This is a genomic window from Streptomyces sp. Inha503, from assembly GCF_047215865.1.
Lineage (GTDB): Bacteria > Actinomycetota > Actinomycetes > Streptomycetales > Streptomycetaceae > Streptomyces > Streptomyces lycopersici.
In genome coordinates, this window is the sequence record NZ_CP178360.1 from 8442297 (window position 1) to 8467945 (window position 25649).

The 25649-nt window shown below is 71.5% G+C and carries 20 protein-coding genes; 11 read left to right on the top strand and 9 right to left on the bottom strand.

The features are described from left to right. Window positions 1–99 precede the first annotated feature (99 nt). Window positions 100–1824: a thiamine pyrophosphate-binding protein gene (locus ACJX2R_RS35965; protein ID WP_413103485.1), complete on the bottom strand. Its 1725-nt coding sequence runs from the start codon at window positions 1822–1824 to the stop codon at window positions 100–102. 53 nt (window positions 1825–1877) lie between these two features. After that, the gene (locus ACJX2R_RS35970) at window positions 1878–3353 is read right to left on the bottom strand and encodes a sodium:solute symporter (protein ID WP_413103486.1); all 1476 of its coding nucleotides are present in this window, start codon (window positions 3351–3353) and stop codon (window positions 1878–1880) included. 241 nt (window positions 3354–3594) lie between these two features. Between ACJX2R_RS35970 and ACJX2R_RS35975 the strand changes: the two genes are divergently transcribed. Continuing rightward, the gene (locus tag ACJX2R_RS35975; RefSeq protein WP_413103487.1) at window positions 3595–5487 is read left to right on the top strand and encodes a PucR family transcriptional regulator ligand-binding domain-containing protein; all 1893 of its coding nucleotides are present in this window, start codon (window positions 3595–3597) and stop codon (window positions 5485–5487) included. A 73-nt stretch (window positions 5488–5560) separates the two neighbouring features. Here the strand turns inward: ACJX2R_RS35975 and ACJX2R_RS35980 are convergent, their stop codons facing one another. Both ACJX2R_RS35980 and ACJX2R_RS35985 read right to left on the bottom strand, forming a co-directional pair. Then, window positions 5561–6922: an aspartate aminotransferase family protein gene (locus ACJX2R_RS35980; protein ID WP_413103488.1), complete on the bottom strand. Its 1362-nt coding sequence runs from the start codon at window positions 6920–6922 to the stop codon at window positions 5561–5563. 2 nt (window positions 6923–6924) lie between these two features. Further along, on the bottom strand, window positions 6925–7398 hold the full coding sequence (locus ACJX2R_RS35985) for an Lrp/AsnC family transcriptional regulator (protein WP_020868121.1): 474 nt from the start codon (window positions 7396–7398) through the stop codon (window positions 6925–6927). Between the two features lie 178 nt (window positions 7399–7576). On the opposite strand from ACJX2R_RS35985, the gene ACJX2R_RS35990 reads away from it, so the two are divergent. Next, window positions 7577–9028, top strand: a complete 1452-nt coding sequence (locus ACJX2R_RS35990; RefSeq protein WP_262703928.1) for a gamma-aminobutyraldehyde dehydrogenase — start codon at window positions 7577–7579, stop codon at window positions 9026–9028. A gap of 124 nt (window positions 9029–9152) precedes the next feature. Here the strand turns inward: ACJX2R_RS35990 and ACJX2R_RS35995 are convergent, their stop codons facing one another. Both ACJX2R_RS35995 and ACJX2R_RS36000 read right to left on the bottom strand, forming a co-directional pair. After that, the gene (locus tag ACJX2R_RS35995; RefSeq protein ID WP_413103489.1) at window positions 9153–9860 is read right to left on the bottom strand and encodes a glycerophosphodiester phosphodiesterase; all 708 of its coding nucleotides are present in this window, start codon (window positions 9858–9860) and stop codon (window positions 9153–9155) included. Next, entirely contained in the window at window positions 9857–10879 is a 1023-nt protein-coding gene (locus tag ACJX2R_RS36000) for an adenosine deaminase (protein ID WP_413103490.1), read from the bottom strand. Before ACJX2R_RS36000 ends, ACJX2R_RS35995 begins: the two co-directional genes overlap by 4 nt. A gap of 111 nt (window positions 10880–10990) precedes the next feature. Between ACJX2R_RS36000 and ACJX2R_RS36005 the strand changes: the two genes are divergently transcribed. Then, window positions 10991–12124: a hypothetical protein gene (locus tag ACJX2R_RS36005; protein ID WP_413103491.1), complete on the top strand. Its 1134-nt coding sequence runs from the start codon at window positions 10991–10993 to the stop codon at window positions 12122–12124. Here ACJX2R_RS36005 and ACJX2R_RS36010 read toward each other — a convergent pair. After that, on the bottom strand, window positions 12064–12720 hold the full coding sequence (locus ACJX2R_RS36010) for an NADAR family protein (RefSeq protein WP_413103492.1): 657 nt from the start codon (window positions 12718–12720) through the stop codon (window positions 12064–12066). The two genes, ACJX2R_RS36005 and ACJX2R_RS36010, sit on opposite strands and share 61 nt — an antisense overlap. A 116-nt stretch (window positions 12721–12836) precedes the next feature. On the opposite strand from ACJX2R_RS36010, the gene ACJX2R_RS36015 reads away from it, so the two are divergent. From ACJX2R_RS36015 to ACJX2R_RS36045, 7 genes are all read left to right on the top strand, one after another. After that, window positions 12837–13274 carry a DUF4190 domain-containing protein gene (locus tag ACJX2R_RS36015; protein WP_413103493.1) on the top strand — a complete coding sequence of 146 codons (438 nt, stop codon included), beginning with the start codon at window positions 12837–12839 and terminating at the stop codon, window positions 13272–13274. Window positions 13275–13503: 229 nt separating this feature from the next. Beyond that, a complete protein-coding gene (locus tag ACJX2R_RS36020) occupies window positions 13504–15024 on the top strand; it encodes a gamma-aminobutyraldehyde dehydrogenase (RefSeq protein ID WP_413103494.1) in 1521 nt (506 codons plus the stop codon). Between the two features lie 67 nt (window positions 15025–15091). After that, window positions 15092–16339, top strand: a complete 1248-nt coding sequence (locus tag ACJX2R_RS36025; protein WP_413103495.1) for a spermidine/putrescine ABC transporter substrate-binding protein — start codon at window positions 15092–15094, stop codon at window positions 16337–16339. 21 nt (window positions 16340–16360) lie between these two features. Then, window positions 16361–17512 (top strand): ABC transporter ATP-binding protein, encoded by a 1152-nt coding sequence (locus ACJX2R_RS36030; RefSeq protein WP_413103496.1) that lies wholly within the window; start codon window positions 16361–16363, stop codon window positions 17510–17512. Then, a complete protein-coding gene (locus ACJX2R_RS36035; RefSeq protein ID WP_413103497.1) occupies window positions 17509–18447 on the top strand; it encodes an ABC transporter permease in 939 nt (312 codons plus the stop codon). The genes ACJX2R_RS36030 and ACJX2R_RS36035 overlap by 4 nt, the downstream gene beginning before the upstream one ends. Continuing rightward, the gene (locus ACJX2R_RS36040) at window positions 18444–19241 is read left to right on the top strand and encodes an ABC transporter permease (protein ID WP_413103498.1); all 798 of its coding nucleotides are present in this window, start codon (window positions 18444–18446) and stop codon (window positions 19239–19241) included. The genes ACJX2R_RS36035 and ACJX2R_RS36040 overlap by 4 nt, the downstream gene beginning before the upstream one ends. 5 nt (window positions 19242–19246) lie before the next feature. Next, window positions 19247–20695: an NAD(P)/FAD-dependent oxidoreductase gene (locus tag ACJX2R_RS36045; protein WP_413103499.1), complete on the top strand. Its 1449-nt coding sequence runs from the start codon at window positions 19247–19249 to the stop codon at window positions 20693–20695. A gap of 75 nt (window positions 20696–20770) precedes the next feature. On the opposite strand, the gene ACJX2R_RS36050 is transcribed toward ACJX2R_RS36045, so the two are convergent. Next, complete coding sequence (locus ACJX2R_RS36050) at window positions 20771–21649, bottom strand: phosphatase PAP2 family protein (protein WP_413103500.1); 879 nt, start codon at window positions 21647–21649, stop codon at window positions 20771–20773. 102 nt (window positions 21650–21751) lie between these two features. Next, on the bottom strand, window positions 21752–23101 hold the full coding sequence (gabT, locus tag ACJX2R_RS36055; RefSeq protein ID WP_413103501.1) for a 4-aminobutyrate--2-oxoglutarate transaminase: 1350 nt from the start codon (window positions 23099–23101) through the stop codon (window positions 21752–21754). Window positions 23102–23351: 250 nt separating this feature from the next. Here gabT and ACJX2R_RS36060 point away from each other — a divergent pair, with 250 nt between their 5' ends. After that, entirely contained in the window at window positions 23352–25514 is a 2163-nt protein-coding gene (locus tag ACJX2R_RS36060; protein WP_413103502.1) for an ATP-binding protein, read from the top strand. Window positions 25515–25649 lie beyond the last annotated feature (135 nt).

A 25649-nucleotide genomic window follows, 5' to 3' on the forward strand; every position in this document is an offset into this window, starting at 1 on the left:
TCACTGGCACGGTAAGGACTCGGGTCGGGGCCCGCGCCCAGGCTCGGCGCGGGTGGCCCCCATTTCCTCCGATCAGCCCTGATCGAGGTCGGGCTCCGATCAGCGCTGATCGGTACTGGGCCCGTCCGGTCGGCGCTGATCGGGACTGGGCCCGCCATCGGGACCGTGGCCGCCGTCGGGGCCGCCGTCGGTGAGCCGGTCGAGGTGGGTGGGCGCGAACATCCGCAGCAGCGCGGGCAGTACCACGACCGACGGCCCGGGGGCCGCCAGGGCGCCGGCGAGGTCCGCGCGCAGCCGCTCGGGTGTGGTACGGACCGCCGGGACGCCGAAGGACTCGGCCAGTGCGACGAAGTCCGGGCGGGACAGCTCGGTGGCGGCCGCCTCGCCGAATGTGTCCGTCATGTACTCGCGCAGGATGCCGTAGCCGCCGTCGTCCACGATCAGCCAGGTGATGGGGAGTTGGTACTGATGAGCGGTCGCGAGTTCGGCGATCGAGTACATGGCGCCGCCGTCGCCCGACACGGCCAGCACCGGCCGCCCGCGGTCCGCGGCGGCGGCCCCGAGGGCGGCCGGGAAGCCGTAGCCGAGGCCGCCCGCGCCCTGCGCCGAGTGCAGGGCGCCCGCACGGGGATCGAAGGCGGACCAGGCCCAGTAGGCGAGGATCGTCATGTCCCAGAAGCTGGGGGAGTCATCGGGCAGCGCGTCTCGCACCGCGTCCAGCACCCGCCGCTCCAGCTCAAGGCCCTGCGCGTCGATCCGCTCCCGCACCCGGGTGAGCAGCCCGGCCGCGGCCTTGGCCGCCGTGCCCGGCGGGCGGGGCGTCACGGCCTCGGTGAGGGCGGCCAGCGCCTCGCGGGCGTCGGCGTGGATGCCGAGCGCCGGATGGTTGGACTCCAGCTTGCCGAGGTCGGCCTCGATCTGTACGAGACGGCCTCGTGGGCTGAACGTGTGGTAGTTGGAGGAGAGTTCACCGAGTCCGGAGCCGACGACCAGCAGGACGTCGGCGTCCTCCAGGAACTCGGTGGTGTGCGCGTCCTCCAGCCAGGACTGGAGCGAGAGCGGATGCTCCCATGGAAACGCGCCCTTGCCGCCGAAGGTCGTCGCCACGGGGGCGTCCAGCGCCTCGGCCAGTGCCCGCAGCTCCTGCCGCGCCCCGGCGCGCACCACTCCGCCCCCGGCGAGGATCACCGGACGCTCGGCGGCGTTCAGCAGCCGCGCCGCCTCCACCGTCAGCTCCGGCCGGGGCGGCAGCGGCCGGGGCTCGGCCCGCAGCGAGGTCACCGGCGGCACGGAGACCGGTGCGAGCAGCACATCCTGCGGAATCTCCAGCCACACCGGCCCGGCGGGGGCCTCCAGCGCGGAGGCCCAGGCGGCGGCGACCGCGGAGGGGATCTGGGAGGCGGTGCGGACCGTGTGGACGGACTTCACCACGTCGCGGAACGACGCCTTCTGGTCCACGAGTTCATGCAGATAGCCCTTGCGCCCGCCGCCCAGCCCCGCCGTCGGCACCTGGCTGCCGATGGCGAGGACCGGCGCGGACGCCGCCGTCGACTCCTGGAGCGCGGCGAGCGTCATGAGTGCCCCCGGCCCGGTGGACACCAGCAGCGGCGCCACCGTGCCGGTGATACGCGCGAAGGCGTCGGCGGCGAACCCGGCGTTGTTCTCCACCCGCAGTCCCACATAGGTGAGCCCGGACCGCCGCAGCGCGTCGAACGCCCCCAGAGCGTGCTGTCCGGGAAGCCCGAACACGGTGCTCGCCCCGAGCGCGGTGAGGGACTCCACGACGAGATCGCCGCCGTGACGCGCGCGCTGTGCGGTGGGCATGGGTTGGTGCCTTTCTGACGATGTGTATCGAAGAGAGCGAGCGTGACGCGGTGTCAGGCGCCTGCGGTGGCCGGACTGGTGGTCTCCGAGACGGGGGCCGCGGGCTCACCGGCCAGCCGTCGCCGCCAGACGTCCAGGATCGCCGCGTCCGTCGGCTTGGTGGCGAGGCTGACCGCCACATACGCCACCAGCGAGGCCAGCAGCCCGAAGTAGATGGGCTCGTTGGCGAGGATGCCCTTCCACCCCATCAGCGCGATGACCGTGAGGCCGCCGACACCGACCGAGGCCAGTGCGCCCGCGCCCGTGCCGCGCTTCCACAGCAGCCCGCCCAGGATCGGCATCAGCAACCCGCCGACCAGCATGTTGTACGCGACGGTCAGCGCCTCGACGACATCGTTGAGCGCCACGGAGATGCCGATCACGGCGACGCCCATGATGAGGATGAAGACGCGGTTGCCGCCGATCTCGTCATGGGAGGCACCGGCCGTACGGAGCGTACGGCCGCGCAGCCGGGCCCAGATGTCGTTGTTGGCCACCGTCGCGCAGGCGATCAGCGCGCCCGAGGAGGTGGACATCACCGCGGACAGCGCGGCGGCCAGCACCAGCCCCTTCACGCCCACCGGGAGGGCGTCCTTGACGATGGTCGCGAACGCGTCGTCCGGGGCGCCCAGCTTGGGGTACAGCACCCTGGCCGCCGTGCCGATGACGGCGCCCGCGACCGCGTAGGCCAGGCAGTACGTACCGGCCGCGGTGCCGCCGAGGCGGGCGACCCGGTCATCGCGGGCGGTGAAGACCCGCTGCCAGATGTCCTGGCCGATCAGCATGCCGAAGGAGTAGATCAGCACATAGGTGAAGACGGTCTGGCCGCCGATGCCCATGGGGGAGAAGTAGCCGTGGGGGAGTTCGGCCTTCATCGCGTCGAAGCCGCCCGCCTTCACCACCGCGATCGGCAGCAGCAGGAGCAGCACGCCCACCGTCTTGACCACGAACTGCACCATGTCGGTGAGGGTGATCGACCACATGCCGCCGAGCGTCGAGTAACAGACCACGATCGCCCCGCCGAGCACGATGGCGACGACCCGGTCAAGACCGAAGATCACGTCAAAGATGGTGGCGTAGGCGATGGTCGAGGTGACCGCCAGCATCAGGGTGTAGGCCCACATCACGATGCCCGAGATCAGCCCGGAGGAGCCGCCGTAGCGCAGGTCCAGCATCTGGCTGACCGTGTAGACCTTGAGCCGGGCGATGCGCGCCGAGAAGAAGACCGACAGCGCCAGCAGCCCGAGGCCGATGGCGATGACCATCCAGGCACCGGAGAGCCCGTACTGATAGCCGAGCCCGACACCGCCGATGGTGGACGCGCCGCCCAGCACGATCGCGGCCATCGTCCCGGAGTACATCAGCGGCCCCAGCCGCCGCCCCGCGACCAGGAAGTCACTGGTGGAGCTGGTGCGGCGCATCCCCCACCAGCCGAGCGCGAGCATGCCCGCGAGATAGACGACGATCACGGTGTAGTCGACAGCGGTCATGGCGGTGCTCCTCGGTCCGGCGGGGGTCGGCTGGCGGTCGGGAGGTCGGGACGTCGGGCGGGCGGGGACGCACGGGATCGGGGAGGTCCCGGCGATCCGCGGGGACCGAGCCCCGGGGGAGGGTGGGGAATGTGGGGAGTGACGGAGACCCTAGGTGTCGCCGAAGCGTCCGGGAAGTGTACGTTTCCTCCACTCCCGATCCCCGGGATGTACGAACCATCCCCTCGCGAGGCCCGCCGTGATGAACGACCGCGTCCCCCCGACGGCTCCCGTCCCGCTCTCCACCCTCCTTCGCCACCCCGCCCTGGGCTTGCGGCAGGTCGCGGGCGGGCGCGAGACGGACACGCAGGTCTACTTCGTCCACACCAGCGAGATGGAGGACCCCGTTCCGTATCTGCTGGGCGGAGAGCTGCTGCTCAGTGCGGGGGTGCACTGCCCGGAGGCGGCGGGGGCCGGCACCTACTGGGACCGCTATGTGGCCCGTACGCTCCAGGCGGGCGCGGCGGCGCTCGGCTTCGGCATCGCGCCGGTGCACGACACGGTGCCCCGTGCGCTGGCGGAGGCATGCGACCGGCACGGACTGCCGCTGGTGGAGGTGCCCCGGCAGACGACCTTCACGGCCGTGGCGAGCGCGGTATGGGACGCGATGGCCGAGCGCCGCCACCACGAGCTGCGGAGCCTCACCGAGGCGCAGCAGTCGCTGGCGACGGCCGCGGCGCGCCCGCACCCCGTACCGGCCGTGCTGCGCCAGCTCGGCCAGCACCTCGGGGCCTGGACGGTGCTCTACGGCCCGGCCGGTCCGGACGCCCCGGACGGCGCGGAGCTGGCGGCCGCCGGGCCGCGGCCGCCGCGCGAGGCCCGTAAGGCGCTCGGCGCGCTCGCGGCGCGGCTGCGCTCGGGCCCGTCCTCGGCGGCGGGCAGGGCGACCGGCGCGGACGGTGAGGAGCTGCTGCTGACCGCGTACGGGCTCGGCGGCCCGGCGGGGCCGGAGGACCGGCTCGCGCTCGGCGTCTGCGCACCTCGGCGGGACGGGGCGGACGGGGCGATCGTGGGGATGGCCGTGGTGCTGCTGTCGCTGCTGACGGCGCGCCGGGTGGTCGGGGCCGAGGCCGAGCGCACATCGGCGCTGGTACGGCTGATGCTCGGCGCCGAACCGGCGCGGGTGGCGGCGCTGCTGAGCCCCTCGCCGGGACGGCCGGGCACACCGGGCACGCCAGCACAGCCGGGCACGTCGGGACGGCCAGGGACGCCGGGACGGCCGAGCATGTCGGGGCAGCCGGGCATGTCGGGGCAGCCGGGCACGCCGGGACAGCCAGCACAGCCGGGCACGTCGGGACGGCCGGGCACGCCGGGACAGCCAGCACAGCCGGGTACGCCGGGACGGCCGGGGACGCCAGCACAGCCGGGCACGTCGGGGCAGCCAACACAGCCCGGCACACCCGGACAGCCGGGCATGTCGGGGCAGCCAGGCACGCCGGGGCTGCCGGGACGGCCCGGCACGCCGGGGCAGCCGGGCGCGCCAGCACAGCCCGGGCAGTCGGGGACCTCCCCCGAGCCTCCGGAGGGCGGCGGGCTGTGGACCGTGGTGTACGGGCGGCGGCGTGGCCGTGGCCGGGACGACGGGCTGCTGGCCACGGCGGCGCTCGCGGCCGGGCTCGGGACCCCGCTGGTCGACCTCGACGGGGACGCGCTGAGCGCCCTCGTCCCGGGCGAGGGCGAGGTACGGGCGCAGCCCGGCTGGACCCTGGGTGTCGGGGCGCCGGTACCGGCCGCGGACCTGACGCGCGGCAGCGCCGACGCCGCCCGCGCGCTGCGGCGGGCGGTGGCCGAACGGGTGCCGCTGGTGCGGGGCGGCCCGGCCCGCGCGGGCGGCGTCGGCTCGCTGGTGGACCCGGCCGAGGCGGGGGCGCACGGCCGGGCCCTGCTCGCGCCGCTCGAGGGCGCACCGGCGCTGCTGGAGACGCTGCGGGTGTGGCTGTCGCTGCACGGCAGCTGGGACCGTACGGCGGTGGCGCTGGAGGTCCACCGCAATACGGTCCGTCAGCGGATCGCCCGCGCCGGGGCCCTGCTGGATGTGGACCTGGGCGACGCGGACGTCCGTATGGAGCTGTGGTTCGCGCTCAAGTGGGCGTGAGACCGGGCGTGAGACGCCAGGGCCGGAGCGAAACCGGGCGTGAAACCCCAGACCTTGAGCTGCCGTGGCGGCCTCAGAGCTTGGTCCACGCCTCCGTCAGTACCGTCCGCAGCACCTGCTCGATCTCGTCGAACACCGCCTGGTCGGCGATGAGCGGCGGGGCCAGCTGGACGACCGGGTCGCCGCGGTCGTCGGCCCGGCAGTACAGCCCGTTCTCGAACAGCGCCTTGGAGAGGAAGCCGTAGAGGATCCGCTCGGTCTCCTCCTCGTCGAAGGACTCCTTGGTGGCCTTGTCCTTCACCAGCTCGATGCCGTAGAAGAAACCATTCCCCCGGACATCGCCGACGATCGGCAGCTCGTGCAGCCGCTCCAGCGTGGAGCGGAACGCGGTCTCGTTGTCCAGCACATGCTGGTTGAGGCCTTCGCGCTCGAAGATGTCGAAGTTGGCCAGGGCCACGGCGGACGAGACCGGATGGCCGCCGAAGGTGTAGCCGTGCAGGAAGGTGTTGTCGCCCTCGTAGAAGGGCTCGGCGAGCCGGTCGGAGACGATGCACGCGCCGATCGGGGAGTAGCCGGAGGTCATCCCCTTGGCGCAGGTGATCATGTCCGGGACGTAGCCGAACTTGTCGCAGGCGAACATCGTGCCCAGCCGCCCGAAGGCGCAGATGACCTCGTCCGAGACGAGCAGCACGTCATGGCGGTCGCAGATCTCGCGGACCCGCTGGAAGTACCCGGGCGGCGGGGGGAAGCAGCCGCCCGCGTTCTGCACCGGCTCCAGGAAGACCGCGGCCACGGTGTCCGCGCCCTCGAAGAGGATCTGCTGCTCGATCTGGTCGGCGGCCCAGCGGCCGAACGCCTCGGGGTCGTCGCCGAAGATCGGGGCGCGGTAGATGTTGGTGTTGGGGACCTTGTGGGCGCCGGGGACCAGCGGTTCGAAGGGGGCCTTGAGCCCCGGCAGACCGGTGATCGACAGGGCGCCCTGCGGGGTGCCGTGGTAGGCCACCGCCCGGGATATGACCTTGTGCTTGGTGGGCTTGCCGGTCAGCTTGAAGTACTGCTTGGCCAGCTTCCACGCGGTCTCGACGGCCTCGCCGCCGCCGGTGGTGAAGAAGACCTTGTTCAGGTCGCCGGGCGCGTAGCCCGCGATGCGCTCGGCGAGCTCGACGGCCTTGGGGTGGGCGTAGCTCCACACCGGGAAGAAGGCGAGCTCCTGGGCCTGCTTGTAGGCCGTCTCCGCCAGCTCGACCCGACCGTGGCCCGCGTTGACCACGAACAGGCCGGCCAGGCCGTCGATGTACCGCTTGCCCTTGTCGTCGTAGATGTACGTGCCCTCACCGCGCACGATCGTCGGCACGGGGGAGTTCTCGTACGACGACATGCGGGTGAAGTGCATCCACAGGTGGTCGTACGCCGTCTTGGAGAGGTCGGCGCTCATTGCTATCTCGTTCCCCAGGTATAGGTCTGCTTCCGGAGCTTGAGGTAGACGAAGCTCTCGGTGGAGCGCACACCGGGCAGCGTGCGGATCCGCTTGTTGATCATTTCGAGGAGATGGTCGTCGTCCTCGCAGACGATCTCGATCAGGAGATCGAAGGAGCCCGCGGTGACGACCACGTACTCGACCTCGTCCATGGCGGTCAGCGCGTCCGCGACCGGGTCGAGGTCGCCCTCGACGTTGATGCCGACCATCGCCTGCCGCCGGAACCCCACGGTGAGAGGATCGGTGACGGCGACGATCTGCATCACGCCCTGGTCGAGCAGCTTCTGCACACGCTGCCGTACGGCGGCCTCGGAGAGCCCGACGGCCTTTCCGATGGCGGCGTACGGCCGGCGACCGTCCTCCTGGAGCTGCTCGATGATCGCCAGGGATACGGAGTCGAGGGTCGGCGTGCCGTTCTTGTCAGGTGTGGCCACGACCCTCACTGTGCACGAGCCTCGCCCGTGTCGCAACCCTTCTTCGATGAATTTCGTCGTTGAGGGACCTTAAAAACACTGATTCCGTCGTTCTGGTGTGGCGGGTATGTTGAAAACGCAGCACCGGCGACTACTGTGGGTGTCTCACCCATCGGACAGCTGACAGGAGGGGTGGCACGTGACCACCGAACTGCGTCGTCTGCGCAACTACATCGACGGAGAGTTCCGGGACGCCGCGGACGGGCGGACCACGGAGGTGGTCAACCCGGCCACGGGCGAGCCCTACGCCACCGCGCCGCTGTCGGGCGCCGCGGACGTGGACGCGGCGATGGCCGCCGCCGAGGCCGCCTTCCCGGCCTGGCGCGACCTGGTGCCCGGAGAGCGGCAGAAGGCCCTGCTCAAGATCGCCGACGCCTTCGAGGCGCGGGCGGAGGAGCTGATCGCCACCGAGTCGGAGAACACCGGCAAGCCGATCGGTCTCACGCGGGACGAGGAGATCCCGCCGATGATCGACCAGATCCGCTTCTTCGCGGGCGCGGCCCGGATGCTGGAGGGCCGCTCGGCCGGTGAGTACATGGAGGGGCTCACCTCGATCATCCGGCGCGAGCCGGTCGGGGTGTGCGCCCAGGTCGCACCGTGGAACTACCCGATGATGATGGCCGTATGGAAGTTCGCCCCGGCGCTGGCGGCGGGCAATACGGTCGTCATCAAGCCCTCGGACACCACGCCCGCCTCCACCGTGCTGTTCGCCGAGATCATCGGCGGGGTGCTGGCGGAGCTGGGCCATCCGCAGGGCGTCTTCAACGTGATCTGCGGCGACCGCGAGACCGGCCGGCTGATGGTCGAGCACTCCGTGCCCGCCATGGCGTCCATCACCGGCTCGGTGCGGGCCGGTAAGCAGGTCGCCGAGAGCGCGTCCAAGGACATCAAGCGGGTGCACCTGGAGCTCGGCGGCAAGGCCCCGGTCGTGGTCTTCGAGGACACCGACATCCCCAAGGCGGTCGAGGACATCTCGGTCGCGGGCTTCTTCAACGCGGGCCAGGACTGTACGGCCGCCACCCGGGTGCTGGTCCACGAGTCGATCCACGACGAGTTCGTGAGCGCGCTCGCCAAGGCGGCCGCCGAGACCAAGACCGGCGCGCCGGACGACGAGGACGTGCTGTACGGCCCGTTGAACAACGCCAACCAGCTGGCCCAGGTCACCGGCTTCATCGACCGGCTCCCCGCGCACGCCAAGGTCGAGGCGGGCGGCCACCGGGTCGGCGACAAGGGCTTCTTCTACGCGCCCACCGTGGTCTCCGGGCTCAAGCAGGACGACGAGATCATCCAGAACGAGGTCTTCGGCCCGGTCATCACCGTGCAGACCTTCTCGGACGAGGAGCAGGCCATCTCCTACGCCAACGGCGTGGAGTACGCGCTCGCCTCGTCGGTGTGGACCAAGGACCACGCCCGCGCGATGCGGATGTCCAAGGCCCTGGACTTCGGCTGCGTCTGGATCAACACCCACATCCCGCTGGTCGCCGAGATGCCGCACGGCGGCTTCAAGAAGTCCGGCTACGGCAAGGATCTGTCCGCGTACGGCTTCGAGGACTACACCCGCATCAAGCACGTCATGACGTCGCTGGGCTGATGCGGGGCTGACTCCCGCGCGGGGCGGGCCGATGTCCGCCCCGTGCGGGTGGTTCCCGTGCGGGTGGTTCCGGTTCGGCGTGGGCCGATTCCCGCGCCGGGCTTGTCACTTGGTCATGGCGGGGTCACCTGTCATGACCAAGGGGGGCCATCCGCACCAGGGCCGCGAGCGCGGCGACGCGGTTGGTGGTGATCGCGTCGACGCCCGCCCGCAGCAGCCGGGACATCGACCGCCGGGTGTCCGCGGTCCAGGCGGAGACCAGCAGCCCGTCGGCGTGGTGGCGGGCGACCAGTTCCCGGGAGACCAGCCCGAAGCGGTAGTTGAGCCACCGGGGGCGCAGCTCGGCCAGCAGCGCCGGACGCGGTGGGGCCAGCGTGGTCCAGGTCAGCGCGATCTCGGCGTACGGGTCAGCGCGGCGCACGGCGTGCAGGGCCGCCAGGGCGCCGCAGTAGTACACCCGGTCGGCCGCCCCGCTCTCCCGCACCTGGGCGACGGCGGCGGGCGCGGCCGACGCGTCCGGCAGGTCGATCAGCAGCCGGGTGGAGCCGGCGTCGGCGAGGGCCTCGCGCAGGGTCGGCACGCCCCCGCCGGTCAGCTGCCGCACCTCCTCGGCGGTCAGCCCGGACAGCGGCCGGTCCTCGCCCCACAGCCGCTTCAGCGTGGCGTCGTGGAGCAGCACCGGCACACCGTCCCGGGTCAGCCGTACGTCGATCTCGACCGCGCCCGCGCCCGCGCGCACCGCGGAGCGGATCGAGGGCATGGTGTTCTCGCGGCACACATACGGGTCGCCGCGGTGGCCGACGGGGACGCATCCCGGCCCCGCCGGTCTCATCGGCCCGCGACCACCGTATAGGCGTCGATCTCCGCCGAGAGCCGCGCCTTGCCCTCGGCGTCCAGGAAGGACGCCTCGACCGCGTTCTTGGCGAGGGCAGCGACGCCCGCCGCGTCCAGATCCAGCAGCTGGGCCGCGACCTGGTACTCGGTGTTGAGGTCGGTGCCGAACATCGGCGGGTCGTCGCTGTTGATCGTGACCAGCACCCCGGCCTCGACCATCTGCTTCAGGGGGTGCTCACCGAGCGTGGCGACGGCGCGGGTGGCGATGTTGGAGGTCGGGCAGACCTCCAGCGGAATGCGGTGCTCCGCGAGATGGGCGAGCAGTTTCGGGTCCTGGACGGCGCTGGTGCCGTGGCCGATGCGCTCCGCCCGCAGCTCGATGAGGGCGTCCCAGATCGTCTGCGGCCCGGTGGTCTCGCCCGCGTGCGGCACACTGCGCAGCCCGGCGGCGATGGCCCGGTCGAAGTACGGCTTGAACTGGGGGCGCGGCACCCCTATCTCCGGACCGCCGAGACCGAAGGCGACCAGCCCCTCGGGGTTCAGCTCACAGGCGATCCGGGTGGTCTCCTCGGCGGCCTCGAGACCGGCCTCGCCGGGGATGTCGAAGCACCAGCGCAGCACCGTGCCGAAATCCGACTCGGCGGCCTTACGGGCGTCCTCGATCGCCTCGACGAAGGCGGTGTCCGGGATGCCGCGCCGGGTCGAGCTGTAGGGCGTGACGGTCAGCTCGGCGTAGCGGATGTGCTGCCGGGCCATGTCGCGGGCGATCTCGTAGGTCAGCAGCCGGACGTCATCGGCGTCGCGGATCAGGTCCACCACGGAGAGATAGATCTCGATGAAGTGCGCGAAGTCCTGGAAGACGAAGTACTCGGCGAGGGCCTCGGGATCGGTGGGCACCTTGGAGTCGGGGTGGCGGGCGGCCAGCTCGGCCACGATGCGCGGCGAGGCGGATCCCACGTGGTGCACATGGAGCTCCGCCTTGGGCAGCCCGGCGATGAAGGTGGTCAGATCGGTCAACAAAACCTCCGGGAGACGCCCGCCGACGGCGGGTTCCGGTCATCGTATTGTGTGGCGCCGACGGGCTCGCCACAGGCCGTAGCATGGGCGGACGTCTTTGTGGGGAGCTCCATGGCCGACCAGCACGATCCGTCCGAGCCGCGGGATGAGCAGCGGCGACCCGGACTGCCGAGGCAGCCCGAGCCGCTCGACCGCGACCCCTGGGCTCCACCGGCGCGGCGGGTCGCGATGGACAAGTCCGCTGGGGAGACAGGCGCGGCGGACAGTGGCGCGGGTGGTACGGGTGACGCGGGCGTGCCGGACAAGGCGGCGGACGGCGCGGGCATGGCGGACGTGGCGGACAAGGCGGCGGACGGCGCGGTGGGCGTGGGCGAGCAGGGCATACCCGCGCCCCGGCCCCCGGCAGCCCCCGCTCCCCGGCCCAAGGTGGCCGAGCAGCCGACCCTCACCTCACATCCCGCCATGCCGGGCCCGACGGCCCCGCCCCCTCCGCCGCCCCCGCCGAGCGCCGCGCGGCCACGGGGCCCGGTGCCCCCGCCGGGCGCGGTGCCCCCGCCGCCGCCCGCGCCGACCGGCCCGGGCACGCCCAGCGCCTACCCGGCGGGGCCGTACGGCCCCGCGGGCTACGCGCCGAACGGGTACGGCCAGAGCGGGTACGCCCAGCCGAACGGATACGGCCAGAGCGGATACACCCAGAACGGGTACGCCCAGCCCGCGTACGCGCAGCAGGCGCCGTACGAGCAGTCCCCTTACGGTGGGGCGGCGGGCCAGAGCCATCCCGGCTACGCCTACCCGGGCACGGGTTACCCCGGCACCGCCCAGCCCGGCACGGGTTACCTCAGCTCCGGTTACCCCGGCGCCGCCTACCCCGGAGGGGCGTACGGTCAGGGCTGGCCGGGCGGGCCGTATGTGCCGAACAACGGCCATGGCACGGCCGCCCTGGTCCTCGGCATCATCGGCCTGGTGCTCTTCGCGAGCATCGTGCTCGGCATCGTCCTCGGTGTGCTCGCGATCATCTTCGGTGTGCTCGGCCGCTCCAGGGCGGCTAGCGGCGAGGCGACCAATGGCGGCTCCGCGCTGGCCGGGGTGATCCTCGGCGTGGCCGCCGTGGTGGCGAGCGTCGTCATGATCTTCGTCTACATAGCCACCGAGGACGACGACTCGGGCAGCGATGACGACCCGGGCTATGCCACCGTCTCGGCCCCAGCGGTGCCCCCGCCCCCGCTCGCCGATATCAGCCGCTGACGCGCCTCCATCAGCGCGAACCCCAGCAGATTGAGCCCGCGCCAGCGGGCCGGGTCCGCCGCCCGCTCGTCGTCCGCCGCCAGCCCGATGCCCCACACCCGGTCCACCGGGCTGGCCTCCACCAGCACCCGCGACCCGGTGCCCAGCAGATAGTCGCGCAGCTCGGGGTGGTGGCCGAACTTGTGCACACTGCCCTCGACCACGAGCCCGAAGCGATGACGCCGCCAGGTCTCCTCGTCGAAGCCGCGCACCGCGCGGCCCGCGTCCTTGGCCTGCTTGGGGTGGGAGGCCCCGAGCGCCGAGCGCTCGGCCTCCGCGTCGCCGAACAGCCGCGCCTTGCCCGCCATCATCCAGTGCTCGGCCGTCGCGTAGGTCACCCCGGCCACGGTGAACGGCGACGGCCACCACTGGCTGAAGCACCCGGAACCCACGCTTCCGTCCGGTCTGGGCCGATGCCCCCAGAACCAGACGTACTTCAGGCGCTCACCGCGCGCCGCCCGCTCGACCAGCTCCTCGACCGACCGAGGGCCCCCGTCCGCCGAAACCGGTGGACTCCCCTCCGCCGAAACCGAATCCCCCACCCCGTTCGTCTTCATGCCCAGGATTCTCGCATCCCCCACTGACAGCCCCGCCGACCTGCGCAATTGGCCTGTCCAGGCATGAGTCCTGCCCATAACATTGCCGGACGTTAACCAGGAGGGGAGACCGAACGATGTCCAGCAACACACCCGGCCCACAGCAGGGGCCGTACGACCCACAGGCCAATCCCTACTCCGCGCCCCCGCCGCCGGCGCAGCCCCCGGCCGGGCAGCAGCCGCAGTACCCCGGGGCCGGCTACCCCGCCGCGCCGCCCCTCTACCCGGGGGCGGCCGGGATGCCGATGCAGCTGAGCAATGGCATGGGCACGGCCGCGCTGGTCTGCGGCATCGTCGGTCTGGTCTGCGGGATCACCTACTTCTTGTGGGTCTTCGCGGTCATCCTCGGCATCCTGGCGATCATCTTCGGCGCCATCGGCAAGGGGAAGGTCAGCCGCGGCGAGGCGAACAACGGGGGTTCGGCCACCGCAGGTCTGGTCTGCGGCATCATCGGCATGGTGCTCCCGGCGATCTACCTCGCCGCGCTGGACGCCGCCATCGACTCCGTCTTCTAGACGGCGCCCGGACCGGCCGTCCGGACCGGCTGCTCAATCCGTCGGTCCGGACCGGGGTCCGGCTCGGAAACGGTGATGCCGAGCCCACTCTGATCACTGAATCCGTCGCGAAACCAAAAAGCAACAACGGAATCCCTTGTTGAAGCGCTGCTCCTCTGTCAGGATCGGCCATCAATTCCGGTTGTAGCTACGCCGTGCCCCCATGGGCGGATCGGCGGAGGAGTGCGCGATGGATCAGCGGTTCGACGTGACGGAGCGATTCGCCGACGGTGCCCAGTACATCGCGGGCCGTCTGCGCGAGGGTGGCTCCGAGGGCACGCACGCGGTCGTCGACCCGGCCACCGGCGAGCAGGTGTTCAGCTACCGGCTCGCCGATACGGCCGATGTCGACGCCGCCGTGGCCGCCGCCGAGGCCGCCTTCCCCGAGTGGTCGGGCGCCACACCCGGCGAGCGGTCCGACGCGATGCACCGCTTCGCCGCGGCGCTCACCGAGCGGGCGGACGACCTCGCCCACGCCGAGTCGCTGCAATGCGGCAAGCCCATCAAGCTCAGCACCGAGTTCGATGTGCCCGGCTCCATCGACAACACCGCCTTCTTCGCGGGCGCCGCCCGCCACCTGGAGGGCAAGGCCGCGGGTGAGTACAGCGGCGACCACACCTCGTACATCCGCCGCGAACCCATTGGCGTCATCGGCTCCATCGCCCCCTGGAACTACCCCCTCCAGATGGCGGCGTGGAAGGTCCTCCCGGCCATCGCCGCGGGCAACACCATCGTGCTGAAGCCCGCCGAACTGACGCCCCTGACCTCGCTGATGTTCGCCCAGGCGGCCACGGAGGCGGGCCTCCCTGACGGCGTCGTCAACGTGGTGAGCGGTACCGGGCGTGAGGCGGGCGAGCGCCTGGTCTCCCACCCCGGCGTGGCGATGACCTCCTTCACCGGATCCACGGCGGTCGGCAAGCGGGTCGCGGAGCTCGCCACGGCCACCGTCAAGCGGATCCATCTCGAACTCGGCGGCAAGGCGCCCTTCGTCGTCTTCGACGACGCGGACCTGGAGGCCGCCGCCCACGGCGCCGTCGCGGGCGCGCTGATCAACACCGGACAGGACTGCACCGCGGCCACCCGGGCCTATGTGCAGCGCCCGCTGTACGACGCGTTCGTCGCCGCCGTCGCCGATCTCATGGCGACCGTAAGGCTCGGCGATCCCTTCGATCCGCACACCGACCTCGGCCCGCTGATCTCCCACGCCCAGCGCGACCGCGTGGCGGGCTTCGTGGACCGGGCCCGCGGCTACGCCACCGTCGTCACCGGCGGCGAGGCCCCGGGCGGCGACCTCGCCAAGGGCGCCTACTACCGGCCCACGCTCATCACCGGGGCGCCCCAGGACAGCGAGGTCGTCCAGTCCGAGATCTTCGGCCCGGTCCTGGTCGTCCTCCCCTTCGACGGCGACGACGAGGGCATCGCGCTCGCCAACGACACCCCTTACGGTCTCGCCGCCTCCGCCTGGAGCCGCGATGTCTACCGTACGGGCCGCGCCTCCCGCGAGATCCGGGCCGGCTGCGTCTGGATCAACGACCACATCCCGATCATCAGCGAGATGCCGCACGGCGGGGTGCGGGCATCCGGCTTCGGCAAGGACATGTCGGCGTACTCCTTCGAGGAGTACACGCAGGTCAAGCATGTGATGTTCGACAACACCGCGGTGGTCCGCAAGGACTGGCACCGCACGGTCTTCGGGGACCGACAGACCTGAATGTGCGGCCACCTCCGTGTGGCCTCGGCCGGCCGCCACCGGCCGACACCCTCGAAAGGCACAGCTTATGGAAGCACGGCACGAGCCCGAGAGCCTGTCCCCACCACAGATCGCCGCGATGCGGCGCTCCATGACCAACGGCCGTACGGCGCTCACCCGCCGCTCCCTGCTGCGTGCGGGAGGCGCCGGGGCGATCGCCGTCGGCGGGCTCGGGGCGCTCGGCGGCTGCGGTATCCCGCCCGCGGGACGCACCGAGGCGGACAACGCCTCAGACGACCACTCGGCCGAGGAGAAGCGGATCGCCTTCTCCAACTGGACCGAGTACATGGACGTCGGCAAGGGCGGCCGCCATCCGACCCTGGACGCGTTCCAGCGCCGTACCGGCATCAAGGTCAAGTACACCGAGGACATCAACGACAACGTCGAGTTCTTCGGCAAGATCAAGCCGCAGCTCGCGGCGGGCCAGGACACCGGCCGCGACCTCATCTGCGTCACCGACTGGCTGGCCGCCCGGATGATCCGGCTCGGCTGGATACAGCCGCTGGACCCCGCCCAACTGCCCCATGCGTACACCAACCTGGCGAAACCTTTTCGCACTCCGGACTGGGACCCGGGCCGCGCCCACTCCTACCCGTGGACCGGTATCCCCGCCGTCATCGCGTACAACAAGAAGGCCACCGGCGGCCGTAAGGTCACCTCGGTCTCGCAGCTGCTGGAGGACCCCAAGCTCAAGGGCCGGGTCGGGCTGCTGACCGAGATGCGCGACACCGTCGGGCTGACCCTCCTGGACATGGGCAAGGACCCCGAGACGGTCACCGCCGACGACTACGACGCCGCGATCGCCCGCCTCCAGAAGGCGTCCGACCGGGGCCAGGTCCGCCGCTTCACCGGCAACGACTACACCGGCGACCTCACCAAGGGCGACATCGCCGCCTGTATGGCCTGGGCCGGGGACCTGATCCAGCTCCAGTCGGACAACCCCGAGATCGAGTTCGCCATCCCCGACGCCGGCTATATGACGGCCACGGACAACCTCCTGGTCCCCAACAAGGCGCGCCACAAGAGGAACGCCGAACGGCTCATCGACTACTTCTACGAGCCCAAGGTCGCCGCGAAGATCGCCGCGTACATCAACTACGTCTGCCCGGTCGACGGAGTGCGCGAGGAGCTCGCGAAGATCGACAAGGCGCTGGCGGACAATCCGCTGATCCTCCCGGACGAGGAGATGGCCGCCAAGTCCCACTCCTTCCGCTCGCTCTCCAGCAAGGAAGAGACGGCATTCGAGGACAAGTTCGCCAAGCTCACCGGCGCCTGACAAGCGAGGAAGCGCACCGCCATGACCCAGCCCACCTCCGGCGGCGACGTCCGGCTCGACCGGATCAGCAAGACCTACGGGTCCTTCACCGCCGTCCACCCGCTCGATCTGCACATACCCGCCGGCTCCTTCTTCGCGCTGCTCGGCGCCTCCGGCTGCGGCAAGACCACCACCCTGCGCATGATCGCGGGCCTGGAGGACCCCACCACCGGGACCGTCCAGCTGGCCGGTGAGGACATCACCGTCCTCCCGCCCCACAAGCGGCCCGTCAACACCGTCTTCCAGAGCTACGCCCTCTTCCCGCACCTCGACATCTTCGAGAACGTCGCCTTCGGACTGCGCCGGCGCGGCGTCAAATCGGTGAAGAAGCAGGTCGAGGAGATGCTGGAGCTGGTCCAGCTCGGTGACTTCGCCCGCCGCAAACCGCAGCAGCTCTCCGGCGGCCAGCAGCAGCGCGTCGCGGTCGCCCGCGCCCTGATCAACCACCCCAGGGTGCTGCTGCTCGACGAGCCGCTGGGCGCGCTGGACCTCAAGCTGCGCCGTCAGATGCAGCTGGAGCTCAAGCGCATCCAGACCGAGGTCGGCATCACCTTCATCCATGTCACCCACGACCAGGAGGAGGCCATGACCATGGCCGACACGGTCGCGGTGATGAACGGCGGCCGGGTCGAGCAGCGCGGCGCCCCCGCCGAGCTCTACGAGAACCCCGGCACCACCTTCGTCGCCAACTTCCTCGGCACCTCCAACCTCATCGAGGCCGAGATCACCGACAAGAGCGGCGGGGACCTCGTGCTCACCGCCGCCGGCGGCAAGCTCGCCCTGCCCGCCGACCGATGTAGCGCCCCCGTTCGCACGGGTGGGAAACTGCTGGTGGGGGTGCGTCCCGAGAAGATCACCCTGGCCCATGCCGAGGACGCCGGGACCATCCCCGAGGGGCGCAACCGGATCACCGGGCGGATCGTCGACTCCAGCTTCATCGGCGTCTCCACCCAGTACCTCATCACCACCCCGGACTGCCCCGAGATCACCGTCTACGAGCAGAACATCGAGCGCGACGCCCGGCTCGTCCCCGGCGCCGAGGTCGTCCTGCACTGGAACCCCGCCCACACCTTCGGCCTCGACGCGGCCCAGGACATCGACGCCGGTACGGAGCTGGACGAGGAGGCCCCATGACGGCCACCGCGACTCCCGACGCGCCGCCGGCGGCCGGGCCCGTGCAGAAGCCACCCCTGGTCAAGCCCGCCGTCCGCAAGCGCCTGGTGCCCTACTGGCTGCTGCTCCCCGGCATCCTCTGGCTGCTGATCTTCTTCGCCGCGCCGCTGATCTACCAGGCGTCGACCTCCGTGCAGACCGGCTCCCTCGAAGAGGGCTTCAAGGTCACCTGGCACTTCCAGACCTACTGGGACGCGCTCACCGAGTACTACCCGCACTTCCTGCGCTCGGTGCTCTACGCCGCCACCGCCACCGTGCTGTGCCTGCTGCTCGGCTATCCGCTCGCGTACCTCATCGCCTTCCGGGCGGGGCGCTGGCGCAACCTGGTGATGATCCTGGTCATCGCGCCGTTCTTCACCAGCTTCCTGATCCGCACCCTCGCCTGGAAGACGATCCTGGCCGACAGCGGCCCGGTGGTGGGCGCGCTCAACTCGCTGCACCTGCTGGACGTCACCAGCTATCTGGGGATCACCGAGGGGCAGCGGGTGCTGGCCACGCCGCTCGCGGTGGTCTGCGGGCTGACGTACAACTTCCTGCCCTTCATGATCCTTCCGCTCTACACCTCCCTGGAGCGCATCGACCCCCGGCTGCACGAGGCCGCCGGAGATCTCTACGCCCGCCCCATCACCATCTTCCGGAAGGTGACCTTCCCGCTGTCCATGCCGGGCGTCGTCGCGGGCACGCTGCTCACCTTCATCCCCGCCGCGGGCGACTACATCAACGCCGAACTGCTGGGCTCCACCGACCAGAAGATGATCGGCAACGTCATCCAGTCGCAGTTCCTGCGGGTGCTGGACTACCCGACGGCGGCAGCGCTGTCCTTCATCCTCATGGCGGCCATCCTCACGATGGTCACCGTCTACATCCGCAAGTCCGGGACGGAGGACCTGGTGTGACGGCCCTGACGCGCTGGATACGGCGGAACCTGGTGGTCATCGCGGGGCTCGGCACCCTCGCGTATCTGATCCTGCCCAACGTCGTCGTCCTGGTCTTCTCCTTCAACAAGCCCAACGGCCGGTTCAACTACGAATGGCAGCGGTTCTCCACCGACGCCTGGACCGATCCGTGCGGCGTCGCCGACCTGTGCGGCTCGCTCTCGCTCAGCCTGAAGATCGCGATATGGGCGACGATCGGCGCGACCGTCCTCGGCACGATGATCTCCTTCGCGCTGGCCCGCTACCGCTTCCGAGCCCGCCCCGCGGTCAACAGCCTGATCTTCCTGCCGATGGCGATGCCCGAGGTCGTGATGGCCGCCTCGCTGGCCACCCTCTTCCTCAACATGGGCGTGGACTTCGGCTTCTGGACGATCCTCATCGCCCACATCATGTTCTGCCTGAGCTTCGTGGTGACGGCCGTCAAGGCGCGGGTGATGTCCATGGACCCCCGGCTGGAACAGGCCGCCCAGGACCTCTACGCCTCCCCGGCGCAGACCTTCCTGCGCGTCACCCTGCCGATCGCCGCGCCCGGGATCGCCGCGGGCGCGCTGCTGTCCTTCGCGCTCTCCTTCGACGACTTCATCATCACCAACTTCAACGCCGGCTCGACCGTGACCTTCCCCATGTTCGTCTGGGGATCCGCACAGCGCGGCACGCCCGTGCAGATCAATGTGATCGGAACGGCGATGTTCGCGGTCGCGGTGTTGTGCGTTCTCGTCGGCCAACTGGCCGGCGCCCGCCGCAAGAGGAGCTGAGAACCATGGCCACGGACGCCATGACCCGCTCGTCCGGGGGCGAGGGTGCCCCCACCCCGTCCGCACTCAAGGCCCTGGCCGGGGCCGCGTACCGGCCGTACTGGCTGGACGACCCCGGCAGGCCAGGCCCCCGCCCCGCCCTCGTCGGGGAGGAGCGGTGCGATCTGCTCGTCGTCGGCGGCGGCTACAGCGGACTGTGGACCGCCCTGATCGCCAAGGAGCGCGACCCCGACCGCGAGGTGGTCCTGGTCGAGGGCCAGGAGATCGGCTGGGCCGCCTCCGGGCGCAACGGCGGCTTCTGCGCCGCCTCCCTCACCCACGGCCTCGGCAACGGCGCCGCCCGCTGGCCCGATGAGCTGGCCGAACTCGAACGGCTCGGCCACCACAACCTCGACGCCATCGAGTCCGCCGTCGAGCGCTACGGCATCGACTGCGACTTCGAGCGCACCGGCGAGATCGATGTGGCCACCGAGCCGCACCAGGTGGCGGAGTTGCGCGAGGCCGCCCAGCTGGCGGCCGAAATCGGCGTCGGCGAGCAGGAGTTCCTCGACCGCGACGCGGTGCGCGCCGAGGTCGACTCGCCCACCTTCCTGGCCGGGCTGTGGGACCGCCGCGGCGTGGCCATGCTGCACCCCGCCAAGCTCGCCTGGGGCCTGGCGCGGGCCTGCGCCGAGCTGGGCGTACGGATCTACGAACACACCCCGGCCGAACGGCTGGCGAGCACGGGGGCGGCGATGGCCGTCCGCACCCCCTACGGCCGGGTGCGCGCCCGCCAGGTGGCGCTGGCCACCAACGCCTTCCCCGCGCTGGTGCGCCGCGTCCGCCCGTACATCACCCCCGTCTACGATCACGCGCTGATGACCGAGCCCCTTGACCAGGAGCAGCTCGACGCGATCGGCTGGCGGGGCAGGCAGGGACTCAGCGACACCGCCAACCACTTCCACTACTTCCGGCTCACCGCCGACCAGCGCATCCTGTGGGGCGGGTACGACGTCATCTACCGCTACGGCGGCCGGGTGCGCGCCGAATACGACCACCACCCCGCCACCTACCGCACCCTCGCCCAGCACTTCTTCCGCTGCTTCCCGCAGCTGGAGGGCGTGCGCTTCAGCCACGCCTGGGGCGGCGCCATCGACACCTGCTCGCGCTTCTCCGCGTTCTTCGGCAGCGCGCACGGGGGGAGGGTGGCGTACGCGCTCGGCTATACGGGCCTGGGCGTCGGGGCGACCCGGTTCGGCGCCGAGGTGATGCTCGACCTGCTCGCCGGTGAGCGCACCGAGCGCACCCGCCTGGAGATGGTCCGCAGCAAGCCCCTGCCCTTCCCGCCGGAACCGGTGCGGTGGGCGGGCATCGGGATCACGCAGTGGTCCATGACCCGGGCCGACGGGAACGGTGGGCGCCGCAATCTGTGGCTGAAGGCGATGGACAAGGTGGGGCTGGGGTTCGACAGCTGAGGCCGGAACCTCGTCGGGTCACCCCGGGCCGTTCCGCGCGGCCCGGGGTGACCGCGGCTTGTCGGGGCTGGGGTTTTACGGACCGCCGTGGCTCAATCGGCCGATCCTGAGCACCGTCCACAGCGGCAGACCGGACAGACACCAGCTCGCGACGGTGTCCAGCGGCCAGTGGTAGCCGCGCCTGACCAGCCCGGCGGCCACGGCGAGGTTCAGCACCGCGACGGCCACCAGGAGGGGCCGCCGGAGCCGCGGGCGCAGGAGGGGGTGGAGCAGCAGCGCCGCCGCGCCGTAGGCGACGGCGGCCGTCGCGGCATGGCCGGAGGGAAAGAATCCGGTCTCGTCCGCCAGCGGCCCGGGCGGGCCGGGGCGGTCGATCAGCGCCTTGAACGGAACCACCAGCGCCGGAACCGCCGCCATCGCCACCGCGGCGGCCAGCGGTGGCAGCCACCAGCGCGGTTCTTCCGCACGCCGGGCGCACCACGCCGCCCAGCCGAGGGCGACGGCGAGGACGGGGACCGCCACCGCCGTGTTGCCGAGGTCGGCGAGGAACTCGGCGACGGGGGAGGGGAGCGCCGAGCCGGCGATCGCGCGGCCGAGCCGTTCGTCGTAGCCGCGCAGCGGGCCATGGGCCGCGATCTGCCAGGTGCACAGCGCGAGCAAGACGATCAGTGCGAGGGGAGTGAGGGGCGTGCGGAGCGCGGGAAAGGGCGCCCGTGGCGCGGAAGGGGAGTGAACAGTCGGCGGCCCCGGAACAGGGGGGGTGGTTCCGGGGCCGCCGTGGCGATCGGTGTACCGCGCGCCCCGGGGGGTTTGGGGCGGGCGGCCGTCCGATCGGTGAGGAGATCCGGAGCCAGAGGCTCCAGTGGTGTGCGCGAGGGCACAGCCGGGTCGGGGCTGGGGAAGCACCGGCTCGGCATCGCCCGCAGTCCCCTGCGAGCGGGGTGTTTCTCTCATCTGCAATGACCGTACGGCAGCGAAGCCCCGCCCGACAGACCGATCACCCACCTGTCATCGGCCCCGCACATCTTCTTCACGCCACCCATCGGCCACTCACAGTCACAGCTCGGCGAAGGCGCTCTCGAGGATGTCGAGACCCTCGTTCAGAAGGTTCTCGCCGATCACCAGTGGCGGCAGGAAACGCAGCACATTGCCGTAGGTGCCGCAGGTCAGCACCAGCAGCCCGGCCGAGTGGCACGCCTTGGCGACGGCGGCCGTGGCCTCGGGGTTGGGGTCCTTGGTGCCGGACTTCACGAGTTCGATGGCGATCATGGCGCCGCGGCCGCGGAGGTCGCCGATGATGTCGTACTTCTCCCGCATCGCGGAGAGGCGGCCCTTCATGACCTCCTCGATGCGCTTGGCCCTGGCGTTGAGGTCCAGCTCGCGCATCGTCTCGATCGCGCCGAGCGCCGCCGCGCACGCCACCGGGTTTCCGCCGTAGGTGCCGCCGAGGCCGCCGGAGTGCGCCGCGTCCATGATCTCCGCGCGGCCGGTGACGGCGGCCAGCGGCAGACCGCCCGCGATGCCCTTGGCGGTGGTGATCAGGTCCGGGACGATGCCCTCGTCCTCACAGGCGAACCACTGGCCGGTGCGGCAGAAGCCGGACTGGATCTCGTCCGCGACGAAGACGATGCCATTGGACTTGGCGAACTCCGCGATCCTGGGCAGGAAGCCCTTGGCGGGCTCGATGAAGCCGCCCTCGCCGAGGACCGGCTCGATGATGATCGCGGCCACGTTCTCCGCCCCGATCTGCTTGCTGATCATGTCGATGGCCTGGGCCGCGGCCTCCTCGGCGCAGTTCTCCGGGCCGGTCAGCCAGCGGTAGGGGTAGGCGAGCGGAACGCGGTAGACCTCCGGCGCGAAGGGGCCGAAGCCGTGCTTGTACGGCATGTTCTTGGCGGTGAGCGCCATGGTGAGGTTGGTCCGGCCGTGGTAGCCGTGGTCGAAGACGACGACCGCCTGGCGCTTGGTGTACGAACGGGCGATCTTCACCGCGTTCTCCACCGCCTCGGCGCCCGAGTTGAACAGCGCCGACTTCTTGGCGTGGTCGCCGGGCGTGAGCCGGGCCAGCTCCTCGCAGACCTCCACATAGCCCTCGTACGGCGTGACCATGAAACAGGTGTGCGTGAAGTCCGCCAGCTGCGCGGACGCCCGGCGCACGACGGCCTCCGCGGAGGAGCCGACGGAGGTCACGGCGATACCGGAACCGAAGTCGATCAGCGAGTTGCCGTCCACGTCCTCGATCACACCGCCGCCCGCGCGCACGGTGAAGACCGGCAGCACACTCCCCACCCCACCGGCGACCGCCGCGTTCTTACGGGCGAGCAGCTCCTGCGACTTCGGGCCGGGAATGGCGGTGACGACGCGACGCTCCTGGGGGAGGGCAGGGCCTCCGGACAGTTCGGTCATGACGGGCTCCAGGGGAAAGAACAGGGGGTTTTAGTCGCAGGCTATGGGCGCGGCGAGGGATGAGGCATGTTCCGTTCGGGAGCACTGCGCGTGTTTCCTTGTCCGCGACGGCCATAGCCCGACGGCGGCCTTACGGATCCCACGAGCGAGACGGGCCCGCCCGGGTCGCTGAACTCCCCGCGCGGGAACACTAGATTGAGCGATGGCGCGAAAGCCGAGGAACAGCCGGTCAGGGGGCAAGGGGCAGCACATGGACACCGAGGGCACGTTCGACCCAAGCAGCACACGCCACAACCCGCCCCCACCCCCGCAATCCCCACCTTCCTTTCCCGCTGCCCCACCGCCGATGCCGCCGACCGCGCCCCCGGCGGCCCCCGGAGCGCCTCCGGTCCCCGCACCCTCGGCCCGCCCGTCCTTCGTCGCCTGGCTGCGCGCTCCGCGGTCCGAGGCGGCGCCGGGGGTGTGGACGTACGAGCACAAGCCGAAGGCACCGGAGGAGCCGGATCGGATTCCGGGGCAGCGGCTGCTCGGCGGGGCCCTGATCTCGGGTTTGTGCGGCTGGCTGGTCTGGTCACTGATCTATTACGAGTACTTCGGCAGCTTCTACCTCTGGCCGCTGTACTTGCTGACGCCGGAGTCCTGGGTCGAAGGCGACGACAAGATGGCGTTCGTCTGGGCTTGGCGTATCTACCAGGTCATCTTCGCAGGGGTCCTCGCCGTGATCTTCGGCCGTGTCGGCCACTGGCCCGAGGTCTGGCGTCGTTACATCGCGCCCCTCTTCCGGCGGGCCTGGGATGAGCCCGCTCCTGAGGTGGCAGCCGCGGGGCGGCCGGAGGGGGATCCGGTGGAGTGGCCGCAGTTGCGGGCCGCGGGGGGGCACAGTGCGGCTGATCGGCTGGCGGCGGACGCGCGGGCGGGGGCGATGAATGACGTCGACCACGCCCGGATCGAGCGCGCCTGGCAGTCCGTGCGGGCGGGGAGGTATTCGCTCGCCTCGTTCACCGACACCGTGCTGCGCCATGGCGCCGCCTCGTTCGGCCATCCGTCCGGGGCGCGGGATCTGCCCGTCCGGACGGCGCGGCATGATCTCCTCGCCCATCAGGTCCGCCTCGGCACCGCCCCTGAGGATCCCCGCAATCCTTACCAGCACCGCGGCGTCGGGCTCGCCCTCGATCCCGAGGTGCTCGGCACCTCGCTGCTGGCCGTCGGGCCGCCCGGTTCGGGGAAGACGGGGCGGGTGGTGCGGCCCGTCGTGGAGTCGCTGTGTCTACAGGCGCTCGCCGGGCAGGTCGCCGTCGTGGCGGTCGGGGCGGCGGGGGCCGGGCTCGGGGCGGATGAGGCGTTCGACGTCGTCGTGAAGATCGGCCGGCCCGACTCCGGCTACGACCTCGACCTCTACGGCGGCACCACCGACCCCGACGAGGCCGCGGGCATCCTCGCCGAGGCCCTGATCGGCGACATGGCGGCCTCGCTGCCCGGCGGGGACAGCCGGCGCGCCGCCACCGCGCTGGCCCAGCTGCTCGGCCCCTACCGCGCGGCCCACGGCCGCTTCCCGTCCGTCCCGGATCTGCGGGAGCTGCTGGACGGTTCCAAGGCGGCCGTCAACGCGCTGCGTGAGGCGCTGGACGAGGCGGGGGAGCGGGCGCAGGCCCGTGAGCTGGAGGCGCGGGTCCGGCAGTCGGGCGCGCCCGGGGACGTGGGCGCGCTGCTCGCGGACCGGATCGCACTGCTGGACCGGCCCGCGTTCGCCGATTTCTTCGACACCACGGGCGACCGCCGCCCGTTCTCGCTCCGCGCCCTCGAACACCCCCTCCGGGTCCGTATCGACCTGCCCGAGCGGGGCCACGCGGAGGCGTCGCGGATGCTCGCGCGGCTGGTCCTGGCGCAGTTCACCGAGTGCGCCGTGGGCCGGGCCGACCGTTCGCTGTTCGCCTGCCTCGTCCTGGACGACGCCTCGCACACCATCACCCCCGAGGCCCTGCGCGGCATCCAGCGGCTCCGCTCCGCCCACGCGGGCGCCGTGCTCACCCTCCGGACCCTCGACGACGTGCCCGAGTCGCTGCGCAGCGCGCTGCTCGGCGCGGTCGGCTGCCGGATGGCCTGTGCCGGGGTGACGACCTGGGACGGGGCGCGGTTCGCCGAGGTGTGGGGGACGGAGTGGGTCGAGACCCGCGACGTCACCGACCGGCAGATCATCGCCGATGAGCCGCTCACCAAGGTGCTGCACTTCATCCGTAAGGTCGCCACCGGCAAGGCCGTGACCACGCAGTCGGTGACCGTACGGACGGTGGAGCGCGAGCGCTGGTCCGCTTCGGAGCTGGCCCATGCGGTACCCCCGGGGCACGCGGTGCTGTCGGTGACCTCCGTAAGGGGCGAGGGCGGGCCCCCGGTGCTGGTGGATCTGCGCGGGTGACCGGCGGCCGTCGGCTCAGGGCGGCCGGGGCGGCCGGGGCAGCCGGACACCGCAGCGTCACGGCCATACCCGTGGCGAAATCAGGTCGTCAATTCCGCGTTTTCCTCCATTGAGGCAGAATCGGCAGTAGCCGTT